Source organism: Streptomyces sp. NPDC045678, from assembly GCF_056432085.1.
On the sequence record NZ_JBWKJS010000011.1, the window covers coordinates 324118 to 336357 of the forward strand.

The following is a 12240-nucleotide window of genomic DNA, read 5'->3' on the forward strand; positions in this document are numbered from 1 at the left end:
GAGCACGGCAGGGCAGTCCACCCCACCAATGCTGTCCATTGCGTCACGCCTCACGCAGAAGCGATCCAGAAGCGATCCACGTACATCAAACAGTGACGGACAAAGCGCTCAACACCAGACACTCCACCGCGAATTACCGGACGCCCCGTCCGGTCAGTCCATCCGCCGAGCGGTACCCAACAATCCGGTCTCGGCATCCGTGGCCTGCGTCATCACGTACTGCCGGTCCCGGTCGGCGCACCACAAGGTCACGCCGTCCGCGAGCGTCGGCAGCGACTCGACGTCAGCGCCCGGCAGCCCGAGCAGCCGCCCGATCTGCACCGCTTCGTCCGGCGACACCCGCTGCACGCCCACCAGCCGCGCCTGCCGCACGAGCCGGGGCGCGACGGGACTCAGATAGGGCAGCACCGTCAGCACGGACTGCCAGGGCGCGGAGACGACCCGCCCCCGGGGCGGCCGCATCCCGCAGTCCCGCACCACCAGCACGGGACTCCCCGCGGACGCCCCCTGCGGCGGCACCCGCCCCACGTCGTGCACGGCCATCCCGCTCTGCCCGACCCCGAGCGCCTGCGCCAACTGAGCCCACGCCTGGGCCCGCCCGGTCTCCACCGCCACCCGCGCCCCCGTCGCGGCGGTCCGCAACGCGATGACCTGCGCTGTCCACAGGCCGCCGATGAAGACCATGTCGTACGGAGTGGGCCGGTTGACACCGAGGACGGCGGGCCTGCTTTCGGCGTCGACGCCTATGACCACGCCGTCGTCCCCGATGGGGAGACCGAGTTCGGGCAACGACTCCAGGGGGAGCGCGTGGCGGGGGTGCCGCGGTCCGATCAGGCCGAACCCCGAACGGATCAGCTGTCGTGCGCGGGCCGCCGCCGAAGGCGACGGTTCCCCGGACGGCGCGGGTGCCGTCGGCGCGGGCAAGGGCGCAATCCCCGGTACGGGCACGGCCCCTGGCACGGGCGCAACCCCCGGTACAGCCCCGGCCCCCGGTACAGCCCCGGCCCCCGGTACAGCCCCGACCCCCGGTACAGGCCCGCCCCCCGGTACAGGCCCGCCCCCCGGTACAGGCCCGCCCCCCGGAACAGGGCCGACCCCCGGCCCCGGTCCATGCACAGGCGCAGTCATCAGCGCGTACCCCCGAGCGGCAGAGTGGCGAGCGCGCCGGGCAGCTGTTCGCGGTCGAGCCGTACGAGGCCGACCCGTGCCTGTCGTGCCGCGTGCTCCAAAGCGCGTCGCGCGGAGACGAGTTCGGCGTCCCCGCGCCCCGTCACGCGCATGTGCCCGCACAGCGACACCTCCCTGCGGTCGTCCAGCCGCAACGCAAGGCTGAACGTCGTCGCCAGCGCGGGCATCGCCGTGAGCGAGGCCACGAGTTGGGGTAGGGGCTGTCCCGCGGAACCGCCCAGATGCGGCCAGCGCCGCACCCAGTACGTCGTGTGCCTGCGGTTGTCGCAGCGCCACGACCGCGCCGTCTCCTCCGTCCGGCGGTCGGGCGCCTCGGCCCGCCCCGCCTGGGCCGTGACGAGGGGATTGGCGCCGGCGGACGTCGCGACGGCGGACGTGAGCTCCTCCTCGTCGAGCACCGTGACCCGGAAGCCCGCCCCGGTCAGTCGGCTCGCCAGTTGGTCGGCGGCCCGCACCACGCACTTCTGGGCGCCGAGCAGCCCCCCTCCGCGTGCCGTCACGGCCTCCGGACAGAGCTCGGGGTCGAGCTTGAGCGCGATCCAGGTGATCCGTACCGCGGGCGCCCCGGTCTGCGCCTGCAGAGGCGCGTAGTTGCCGACGGCGACCGACTGCTGCGGCAGATGGAGGGCGGGTGCGGGCTGCGTGTGCAGTACCACCTGCGCGGACTCGAGCCGGATGCCGTCGACTACGAGCGCGTCCGCCACGAGCCGCAGGGGAAGCGGCCGTTGCAGCCTGTCGGCGCGCAACGAGGTCGCCTCCGACTCGACTTGGAGCACGGCCGTCACGAAGGTGCCGTCCCCGATGATGCCCACGGAGCGGCGGTCCCTGTCGCCGTAGGAGTAGGTCCGCAGAGCCGGGTCGCATTCGACGGCCGGCGCGAGCCCGGGTTCGGTACCGGGAGGCACCGGAGTGGTGGAAGCCCGCCTCTGCCGCGTGCGCAACGCCCGTGCTGTGCCCAGCCAGTCGGGCAGGGAGCGGCCCCGTCGGCGTACGACCGCGAGAAGAAGCAGGGGCGTGGCCACCAGGAGGGCCGGGATCACGAGGAGTTGGTCCACGACCCAGGCGGCGAGGAGCAGAGCGGCGGCGACCTCGACGAGCACGAGCTGTTGCAGCCGGAACGAACCGTACTGCTGGGCCCGAAGCCGGAGTTGCACCGAAGCCGGGCCGCGGGCAGCGGTCGCCCTCGGCCCCTCGGGCGCGGGCCGCGGGCCGCCGGGCCCGGCGGCAGGGGTGTGTACGCGCGCCTGCGATCTTCTCCGTGTGGCCGCGGCCATCACTCCATACCCCCCGAATCCGGCGAATTCCCTTGCCGAGCAGGGCGCTTGCGTGTCCCGGTGCCCTACCCCCCGCGCACGCCCGACTACTCACCCTGCATAGTAGGGGCCGGGTCTTGCAATGGAGGAATGGGGTTCGCGCCCCGATGTGCGGTGGGGGAGAAGCAGGCGCTCATGGCATCACGGCGGGACGAGCTCAACGCGTACACCTTTGCGAAGAAGCGGACGTTGGCGGCATTTCTCCAGCCCTCGCCGACGGGCTCCGAGGAGGGGGCGCCGCGCCCCTTGCGGGCCTTTCTGCCGAGCGTGATCACGGGGGTCCTCGTTCTGGCGGTGTTCGGCGCCTGGGGGATGTTCCAGCCCAAGGCGCCGCCCGGATGGGACGCGCCGGGCACCCGCGTGATCGTGGGCAAGGATTCGACGACGCGGTACGTCGTCCTCAAAACCGGCAAGAAGCCGCGTCTGCACCCCGTCCTCAACCTGGCCTCCGCGCGTCTGCTGATGAACGGCGCCGACTACAAGGTCATCCAGGTCGCCGACAGCATCCTCGACGCGGGCAAGCCGCCGCGCGGTCCCATCATCGGCATCCCCTACGCCCCCGACCGGCTCCCGTCCTCCGACGAGGCCGGCCAGGCCAAACGGTGGGCGGTCTGCGAGCAACCGGGTTCCGGTGGCCGTACGACACAGGAGGCGACGTTCGTCCTCGCCGACCGTGAGGCGGACAAGATGGACGGTTCCCGGCGACTCCGCAAAGGCGAAGTGCTGTATGTGAAGACACGCTCGGGAGCGCGCCACCTGGTGGACGCGGCCGGAGTGTCGTACGAGGTCGAGGGCGCCGAAGGAGACCTCCTGTCGGACGCGCTCGTGGGGCCGACCAGGAAGCCGCAACTGGTCACCAAGGAGTGGCTGGCCACGTTGCACCGGGGCAGCCCGATCCGTTTCCCGGAACTGCCCACGAGCGTGGGCGACCCGGCCGACGCCTCGGACCAGCTGTCGTCGGAGGAGAACCGGGTCGGCATGGTCCTGAAGGCGGAGACTGGCGAGGGCACCAAACACTTCGTGGTGCTCCCGGGCAAGGTCCAGCCGATCACCGAGTTCACCGCCTGGCTCCTGACCAACTCCCCGCAGACGGCGGAGCTGAACATGGACGGCAAAGCCCGCACCGTCGGCCTCCAGGACTTCGCGTCCGCCGACGGCACCTTCGAGGGGGAGGCCGCGCGGTGGCCCCGGCACCGCACCGTTCAGGCCAACGGCGGGCAGAGCGGCTCAGGCCGGGACACGGTGTGCAGCGTGCTGCGGAACGTGGACGACAAGGGCGGTACGACGCTGAGCACCTGGGCCGGCCCGAAGTACCCGGCCGACATCGTCGCCGGCGGCACGAGCACGTACGTGACACCTGGCACCGGCCTCCTCTACACCCAGGTTCGCGGTACGCAGACGAAGACCGGTTCACTCTTCCTCGTGACGGACACCGGCCTGCGGTACGCCGTACAGGCCAATGGCGACAGCGACAGCGAGAAGTCCGACATCGGAGCGGACGACAAGCCGCAGACGACCGACGGCAGTCCCGAGCCCAGCGAGGCGCAGGTCAAGCTCGGCTACAAGAACGTGCGGCCCGCCAAGGTCCCCCTGCCCTGGTCCGACTTCCTCGCCAAGGGGCCCCGCCTCGACACCAACAGCGCACGACAGCCGCAGGGTTCCTGAGCCTTGCCGGGCCTGATGCCACCGACGAAGAGGACAGAGGTAGCGGTGTCGCCGACGAGAAGAGCCCTGCTGCTCGGGGCCGCCGTGGTCACAGCCATGAGCTCGATCAGCCCCGCGGCGGCCGCCGACGACGCCGGTCCACATCCGCGCGCACCGATGAGCCTCTCCGGCAACGGCGCGTGCCAGATCCCCGCAGAGCCGATCAAGGGCCGCCCCTGGCCGCTCCAGCGCGTGCTGCTCGACGAATTGTGGCAGGACGGCAAGAAGGGCAAGGGCATCCGGGTCGCGGTGATCGACACGGGGGTGGACGACAAGAACCCGCAGCTCACCGATGCGGTGGATGCCCGTGCGGGGCGCGACTACCTGACGAAGGGCAAGGGCGCGGACCCCACGAAGGACGAGGTCGGGCACGGCACGAAGGTCGCGGGCATCATCGCGGCCCGACCGCACAAGGGCACGGGCTTCGTGGGCATCGCACCTGCCTCGACCATCATCCCGATCCGACAGAACGACGCGCAGAACAGCGGCGACTCCGACACGATGGCGAAGGCCATCGACCACGCGGTCGCCAAAGGCGCGGATGTCATCAACATCTCCCAGGACACGACCAAGCCCCTGTCCCGCACCTCGGCCCTGGCCAAGGCGGTACGTGACGCTCTCGACGCCGACGTCGTGGTGGTCGCCTCCGCGGGGAACGACGGCCTGGACGGCAAGGTGAAGAACACCTACCCGGCAGCCTTCGACGGCGTACTCGCGGTCGCGTCCTCCGACCGCAACAACGAACGAGCGGCGTTCTCCCAGCCCGGCGACTTCGTCGACGTGGCGGCCCCCGGTGTCGACATCGTGTCCACCGTTCCCGGCGGAGGCCAGTGCACGGACAACGGCACGAGCTTCTCGGCGCCCTTCGTCGCGGGAGTGGCGGCCCTCCTCAAGTCCCGGCACCCGGACTGGAGCCCGGCTCAGATCGCCACGCGGATCGAGCAGACGGCGGAGCGTTCCATCAACGGCCACGACAACTACGTCGGCTGGGGCGTGATCGATCCCGTACGAGCCCTCACGACCTCCGACACCACCTCCCCCGCGTCCTCCCCGACCCCGGACCCCGGGGTGTCGAAGGCCCCGCCACCGGACACAGCGGCCTTCTCGCTCGCCGAAACCCCCCAGGAGCGGACCCGGCGCCACGCGACGTACGCGATCGGCGTCACCGTGGCCGTGGTAGCGGTGATCGCGGGCGCGGCGACGGCCCTGCGCGAGACCCGTAGAAGAAGAAACCTCAGACCATGAACTCCCACCCACCCACCCACCCACCCGAACTAACGCCCAACACAAGCAAGTTGTGTAGGCGGATTGATTAGAGTGACGTACGGCATCACGAGTTGATGTCGCACGGGGGCGGCGCAGCGTCGCGGATCGCATGCCCGCCAGAGCCGGGGGAGCCCTGGCACGGAGTCAAAACGAACAGCGGTTGCCGCCGCTGTCTGTAAATGAGGAGGGCAACAGCGATGAGCGTTGATTACAGCAATGACGATCTGACCAAACTGGCGGACAGGATCCGCAACTTCCACATGGATGTGAGCAAGCGCGTCACATCGCTGAACACCGTTGTGGACATGATCCAGGCCGGCTGGAAGGGCGCCGCGGGCAAGGAGTTCGACACGCTCCAGCGAGGGGTGAACCAGCACCTGAAGAAGCTGCAGGACAACCTCGTCGACCTCGAAGACGTGATGCGGATGAGCGTCAAGGGCTTCGACAGCCACGAGCAGGAGCGCATCGCGCAGATCCGCAAGGTGGACAACTCGTACGAGGTGCCGAGCCGGATCGTCGACCACGCCTGAGACGCTGCGACCGAGAGTCAGGGAGTACCAAGATGTCGGACAACTTCGACCGCACAGCAGTAAATTACGACACCGTCACGCAAGCGGCGACGGACGTGCGCACCACCGCCCGCAGCATCGATGAGGGGCTTGAAACCCTCATGCGTGAGGTGGCGCGAGTGGCCGAGACCTGGGACGGCGAGGCCAGGACCGCATACCGCGAGATCCAGAGCCAGAGCGAGACGGAGATGAACGCGATGGTGCAGAAGCTCCAGCGCATCGCCCGCCTCCTGGACGAATCCGTCGTCGGCTACAGCGACACGGACAAGGGAAACGCGGCGCGGTTCCGCATGCTGAGCTGATCCCCGCGCGCCCAGCGACAGGTGGGGGTGGGGGCCACACCGGCCCCCACCCCCACTAGCACCCAAGCACGGAAGTCACCCGCTGGCGCCGGCCCCGGCCCCGCCCGCCGCCAACCCACCGTTCCGCGCCGTCGGCTCCAGATCGAACTCCCCGTCCCGCGCCCCGAGCACGAAGGCCCGCCACTCGGCGGCGGTGTACCGCAGCACGGTCCCGGGATCCAGCGACGACCGCATCGCCACGGCTCCCTCAGGCAGATAGGCGATCTCGACGCGCTCCTCGGCCTCCTCCGTACCGGGCGCGCTGTGCCACTCGACGCCGGAGATATCAAGGGCGTAGAGCTCGTCCTTCTCCCGCTCCTTACGCGCCTTGACGTCCTCACCCTGTCCCTCGCCCATGCCGACCCGGCCCCTTCCCAACGTACGAAACAACTGGGGGCTCAGCCTACTTGGCGGGGTGGGGGCGGGGTGCGGAGAGCGACGGAGTGGTTACGGCAGACCGACACACTGCGCGAACGTCAGCCCTCCGGGAATGGCTTCATGGTGGCCGGGTCCGGCAGAACGATTTTGTTCTCACACTGCAAGGCGGCGATCATCTTGTCGCTCGCCCGGAAGACGACGCGAAAGCGGGAGCGCACCGTGAGCTCCAGATCATTGTCGATGGTGCCGGTGACATTGATCGAAGAGCTGGCCCCCTTGCGCTTGCAGGGGAACAAGATGGTACTGGAGCTTCCGTCACTGACTGCCTGCTGGCCGTTTTTCAATCCGTAAGCGTCATACCCGCTCGTGCTACGCCTCTCCTCCCTCGGGAAGAGTGACGTGTCGCTCAAATCGAAGCGGATCCTCAACGCTGGTTCCCCGGGAGAGGGATCGTCCTCAAAGGGAACATTGCAGACCTCTACCATGTTTTCTTGCAAGTCTTTGGCTGCGACGGCGTAGCTAATCTTGGAATCAGAAGGGCTACGTACCTTCTCGATGTCCCTACTCTTCTCAGCTTCCGCCAGAGAATCCGCGTCGAGCACGCCTTCGCAAGCGGATTTCAGAGCTGAAACCCCATGCGGCGGGTCGTCGTCAGTCGTGCATGCCACCGGCAAAAGCAGTAGCGCGGCAAGTGTTCCAGCTGATCTGCGCCTCATCGCCTGCCTCCGTCGGTTCGATCGGCGACGCTCGCTCCACGGTCGTATGCGTTGAGCACGCCTTCAGTGAAATCCTGGTCCGGGTTATTCTTCAGATGTAGAAGGGCTGGGTTCGACGCACGAATATGTCCCAACTCGCTGAACTCATCCGCAGTTATGCGGTTCTTGTTTGTGAGATCAGCCTCTCTCTTCTTTACCTCCTCGTCGATCTCCATGCCCCACTGAGTTTCCACGGCTCCGGACACGCCCTCGACAATGGTAGGCACCACGAAGGCTGCCGCAGCCGATGCAGTCGGACCACCTACAGGCAGCAGGGCAACGCCGGTAGCCAAACCGAGGCCCTGGCTGATCCCAAACTTCTTCCATTCTGCTGATTTTGCGAGCTCTTCGTTCATCTTGTCAGTGGCTTCGTTGCTCGCCTTGTCGACTTGGGAGATGCGGGCTTCGTCCAGCACGCCATGAATGTAGGCACCGTTGTTAAGGACCTTCTCGGCGCTGTCGGCATCATCGGCATGCACCTCCAGGGCTCCGAAGGTGAATGCTTGTTGCGCAGAAGAGAGGATCTCGTAGCTTCCTTCATGTTGTCCGACGTTGTACAGGAAGTTTCTCGCGACAGTAGGGTCTAGATCAGCGTGGCCGGCATCGCCGTTCGGTCGGTAAAGGTCATCGCGGTGAAGAGAGGAACCGCGGCCGCCTTCGTTGATGGTGGCCCAATTCAAGTCATCTGCGTACCCGGCACCGATTCTCGCCAAGCTGTTACCGATGCCGGACCTGTTCTCGACATAGTCGATGTCGGATGCCACTGTTTTAGCCATCTGTTCCATGATATTCGCGGTGCGCGCATCGCGGTGGAGTTCGTGTCCAGCCGCGTCGTAGGGTGACCCAAGAGTTGCGGCCTCAAGTGCATGGCCCAACTCTCCATACCCGAACCCGGCCTTGTTGTCCGCAGAAGGGTTTCCATCGGGCCACTCGCGGCCGGACATGAGGTACTTCAGGTCGGAGTCAGTCTTCCCCTTGTCATCCCAGTCCTTCGCATATAGAAGGTCCTTGGCCGCCTCTGGATTATGTCCGAGCGCCTCCATATAGCCGGCCATCGGGTCAAACCCCTGATCGCTTCCCGAACCGAAGTTCAGGAACACATCTCGTTTCCATAGATCTGCTGGCGCCTCCTTACTTTTCTGCTCAAAGTCAAGAAGTTCTTTCCCGTAGCTATTGAGGAACTTTTCGTCATACTCGCCGTAGCGCATCAGGCTGCTCATGACCTGAAAACCGCGTGGTCCGTCGTCGCTCGACGAGTACTTCGAGGTCGTAATGACGGGATTATCGCCAAGTGAAACCATGTCTGCTTTCCAGCGCTTCATCCCGTCACTATTCGAGTGAGAAGCTGTGGCCAAGGTGTAGCTCAGCGACTTCTGGATCTTCGCCGTCTCTTTCGTCTGATCGTCACCGAACTGGCGACGATCAGCAATCTTGGTCCATAGATCGAGAGTCCCAGCCGCACCCGTGCGGGTGGCAAATTTCTCTGCGAAGTAGGGGTCTCCTTCATGGCGGCTGAAAATGCTGTTGATCCTTTTCAGTGTGGCAGGATCGAGTGTGTCATCAGCGTCAGCCAGGGCTAGTGAACTTTTATCGCCTGTGAGTTTTTCGAGTTCCGCAAGGTCCTTCTCGACCTTCTTGCGCCCGTCCTTGGCGTCGGCGACGCTGTGGTACGTATTGGCGTCGAACCCCTTCTTGCGCCCATTGTGATCCTGGCTCAACACCCAAGCCAGAAGCTCGTCGGCCTCCTGGGCGCTGTCGATGTGGCCCTGGATGCTGGTTCTGTAGGCTTGGATTGTCTCGCGATAGCTCTTATTGAGCATTCCGAGATCTTCGGACGGTGTTCCCTCCGGCGGGGAAAGGTAGATCTCCCCGTCGGGTCGAATGGCCAGGTATTTATCCTTTTCGATGTCCCTCGTAAGTGTGCGCAACTTCGATTGTGACTGAGTGAAAATCTCACATACATCATCGAGGAGCTTGTGGACGTCCTCTGCTTCGTCGGCTGCGAAGTCGATCTGCCGTTCTACATAGTGGAACTTCTCAATCGCTGCGGACGCGGCTTCACCTTCCCAGTCAGACCCTTGCAGTCCCTTCGTGACCGTGTTGACGAATTTGGAACTGGCGGCCCTGAACTTTTCCGGCAGGTTGCGCCATTTGGACACCGCTTGAGATAGAGCTGAAAAGTCCGCATTAAGTAGCTTTTCATAGGTGAGCATTATGATCCCCGTTTTATAGAGCGCCTACTTGAGATCTTTTCCCTCGCGACTATGGCGGTCTTTCTCCTTCCTTTCTCGCGCCATGAAGGACTGTGCGCTGGATCGTAGGGCGCCTGATACGTCGTCTTTCAAGAGGGCTTCTACATGCTTCATCTGTCCTTTCCAGCGGTCGGTGAATGTCGAGAAAGCGGAGGACGATTCGAAGCCCTTCAAGCTGGGGCCGACTTGCGCAGACTCTTTCATGGCGGAGTTGTCCGCTTTGGTGAAATCGTCGCGGACTGTGTCGGCCTTCCCGGCCCGTTCATTGAGGATGCTTGAGGTTACTTTGAGACCGCGCCCGAGCCCACGATTTCCCGTCCCATCGTCGGATGCATTGAGCTGCATTCTCGTTTTGGCAGCAGCTGCAGAATGTGCCGATGCCCAATCGGATTCGAATGACATGGGGCTCCTGTGAGGTCCACGAGGTGTGCATTTACGATCATGTTCTTTGATCCGAGTCAGCCCGGTAGGTATAGGCAGAGTCCGGGCCCGGGCTCGCAATCGCTGATCGCTGGCCGGCAACGCGACGCCGAGAACGCGCGGTTACGACAGCCGTAGCGAGGCCGAGGAGGGCGGCTGACGCGATGCTTATGGCCACCCAGAGGATGCCGTCGTCCTCCTTCGCCACACTCGGTTCTGCGGAAGCCTGGCCACTGGCTTGCTTCTCACCACTCTTGCCACTGCCGGTCGATTTGTCGGACCCAGGTGCTTCAGGAGACGGGGGCTTGGCCGCCGCTGCGAGGTCCGGCAACGGGTATTCGTCGGCAGGCCCGGGATCGCCCGGACTCTTGAGCGCTACGCGAGGGCGTACCGCGCCATAGCCGACCGAGTCGTCCCGGCTCCAGCCGTCGTCGTTGCCCTGCATCGTGTTGATCATGACCCTGAGGACTTGGTTGTTCGTCCAGTCAGGGTGCTTGGACCAGATGAGGGCGGCGGAGGCGGAGGCGAGCGCCGAGCTGGCGCTGGTCCCGTGGCCCTTACAGAGTTCGGTGCCGCCGGCACACGCATTCCAAATCTCGTCACCGGGGGCGACCATGTCGACTTGAGAGCCCCACTGTGACTCCTTGGTCCGCTCGATCTGCCGGTTGATGGCGCCCACGCCGACCACACCGGGGGTAGCTGCCGGGTATGCCGGCTCATTGCCCTTGTGGGCAGAGTTCCCGACAGCGGCGAAGATGAGCTTTCCCTTGCTGAGTGCATATCTGACCGCGGCACTGAGTTCGGGGGTGTTCACGTTCGAGGAGCCGCGATGGTTCGGACTGCCCATGGAGATGTTGAGGATCTGGGCCTCTGAGTCGGCGGCGTACCGGATGGCGCTCGACATGTCGCGGGAGAATCCGGACAGTTGGTCAGCTTGGCCGGACTGTTCAGAACTGTAGGACATCCTGATGGGCAGGATCTTGGCCCCCGGCGCCAAACCGTAGGAGCCCGCGGTCTCTCCTCGTGCTCCCGTCCCCGCGATGAGTGCCGCGGTCCCTGTACCGTGCCGGCCCCGATCGCTGTGCTCGTCGCCAGGGAGGTCCGAGTAGTCCTTCCCGTTCAACACCTGGCCACGCAGATCAGCGACCGTGTCATCGACCCCGGAGTCAATAACGGCGACCGTCATGCCGCGGCCGGTGCTGGTCTTCCACATCTCCTCGGCGTGCATCGCGTCGAGGTGCCACTGCCTGGAGCGAACAGTGTCGGCTTGAGCCGGACTCGCCGCGATGCCGGCCATGAGAAGACTCAGAGCCGCTGACAGCGCGCCGCGAGCGCGGACGCTGCTCTTCCTGGTGGTGGGCATGTGCGTTCCTTGGCAGGTCAGTCGATGACTGGCGGGACGGGACGGCGCTGGTCAGGTTGCCACGTCTCTTCTTCTTCGTAGAGGTGGTTCGACCGTTCGGACTCGCCCTCGGCACGGCGTGAAGGATTTGCTCGGCCGCCTTGAGGAATGGTGGCAGGACGCCCCATGGCCGAGCGCGGCGCATCACCCGCCGAGGAACCTCGTACCAGGCCCGCACCGCCCGGTGTGAAGGGGCGCCCATCGACGCGACCAGGTTGTTGAGGTTGTCGTCCGATCGCCCCAGCGGGTTCGCCGGTCAGTCGACGCCCGCCGACAACGCTTGGCCGGCCGCCCGTAGGCCCACCGGCCCCGGTGCCGATGCCCGGGCTCATGGGCGTACGACCCTGCGTGTGGTCTCCGCCGAAGACATTGGTCCGTGGGATGCCCGTGGTCGGCCGCCCCGTGTTCGGTGGAACGGGTCGGCCACCAACGATGCCGGGATCCCGCGGCAGCCGGTTGCCGAGTCCGTTGCCGGAGGGCCCAGTCGGAGGGGGGAGTGGTGTACGTACTGCCGGTGCGGGTCTTCCCGGCGGTGGTGTGTTGGGCCCTGGTTGACCAGGGTTCGGGCCGAAGGGAGGCGGCGGGGTGCTGAGGTGGGGAGGTGTCGCTGCTTCAGGTCGGCCCGGAGGGGCAGGAGCGGGCAGGCTGTCCG

The 12240-nt window shown here is 66.0% G+C and carries 11 protein-coding genes; 4 read left to right on the forward strand and 7 right to left on the reverse strand.

Annotated elements, in window-relative coordinates; translation table 11 throughout:
* Window positions 1–153 precede the first annotated feature (153 nt).
* Window positions 154–933 carry a hypothetical protein gene (locus AC07DO_RS34245; RefSeq protein ID WP_479065427.1) on the reverse strand — a complete coding sequence of 260 codons (780 nt, stop codon included), beginning with the start codon at window positions 931–933 and terminating at the stop codon, window positions 154–156.
* Window positions 934–1127: 194 nt separating this feature from the next.
* Window positions 1128–2462 (reverse strand): type VII secretion protein EccE, encoded by a 1335-nt coding sequence (gene eccE, locus AC07DO_RS34250; RefSeq protein WP_479065362.1) that lies wholly within the window; start codon window positions 2460–2462, stop codon window positions 1128–1130.
* Window positions 2463–2636: 174 nt separating this feature from the next.
* On the opposite strand from eccE, the gene eccB reads away from it, so the two are divergent.
* The 4 genes from eccB (at window position 2637) to AC07DO_RS34270 (ending at window position 6342) form a co-directional block, all read left to right on the forward strand.
* Entirely contained in the window at window positions 2637–4166 is a 1530-nt protein-coding gene (eccB, locus tag AC07DO_RS34255) for a type VII secretion protein EccB (protein WP_479065364.1), read from the forward strand.
* Window positions 4167–4262: 96 nt separating this feature from the next.
* Window positions 4263–5450, forward strand: a complete 1188-nt coding sequence (gene mycP / locus AC07DO_RS34260) for a type VII secretion-associated serine protease mycosin (protein ID WP_479065366.1) — start codon at window positions 4263–4265, stop codon at window positions 5448–5450.
* A gap of 218 nt (window positions 5451–5668) precedes the next feature.
* The gene (locus tag AC07DO_RS34265) at window positions 5669–6001 is read left to right on the forward strand and encodes a WXG100 family type VII secretion target (protein ID WP_150172871.1); all 333 of its coding nucleotides are present in this window, start codon (window positions 5669–5671) and stop codon (window positions 5999–6001) included.
* A gap of 32 nt (window positions 6002–6033) precedes the next feature.
* The gene (locus AC07DO_RS34270) at window positions 6034–6342 is read left to right on the forward strand and encodes a WXG100 family type VII secretion target (RefSeq protein WP_479065369.1); all 309 of its coding nucleotides are present in this window, start codon (window positions 6034–6036) and stop codon (window positions 6340–6342) included.
* A gap of 75 nt (window positions 6343–6417) precedes the next feature.
* Here AC07DO_RS34270 and AC07DO_RS34275 read toward each other — a convergent pair whose 3' ends face one another.
* The 5 genes from AC07DO_RS34275 to mycP (AC07DO_RS34295) form a co-directional block, all read right to left on the reverse strand.
* Window positions 6418–6738 carry a DUF397 domain-containing protein gene (locus AC07DO_RS34275; protein ID WP_479065371.1) on the reverse strand — a complete coding sequence of 107 codons (321 nt, stop codon included), beginning with the start codon at window positions 6736–6738 and terminating at the stop codon, window positions 6418–6420.
* A gap of 119 nt (window positions 6739–6857) precedes the next feature.
* Window positions 6858–7475, reverse strand: coding sequence for a hypothetical protein (locus AC07DO_RS34280; RefSeq protein ID WP_479065373.1), 618 nt, complete (start codon window positions 7473–7475; stop codon window positions 6858–6860).
* Window positions 7472–9727 carry a DUF6571 family protein gene (locus AC07DO_RS34285; protein WP_479065375.1) on the reverse strand — a complete coding sequence of 752 codons (2256 nt, stop codon included), beginning with the start codon at window positions 9725–9727 and terminating at the stop codon, window positions 7472–7474. The genes AC07DO_RS34280 and AC07DO_RS34285 overlap by 4 nt, the downstream gene beginning before the upstream one ends.
* A 24-nt stretch (window positions 9728–9751) precedes the next feature.
* Complete coding sequence (locus tag AC07DO_RS34290; RefSeq protein ID WP_479065377.1) at window positions 9752–10168, reverse strand: hypothetical protein; 417 nt, start codon at window positions 10166–10168, stop codon at window positions 9752–9754.
* Between the two features lie 37 nt (window positions 10169–10205).
* Window positions 10206–11549 carry a type VII secretion-associated serine protease mycosin gene (mycP, locus tag AC07DO_RS34295; RefSeq protein WP_479065379.1) on the reverse strand — a complete coding sequence of 448 codons (1344 nt, stop codon included), beginning with the start codon at window positions 11547–11549 and terminating at the stop codon, window positions 10206–10208.
* Window positions 11550–12240: the final 691 nt, after the last annotated feature.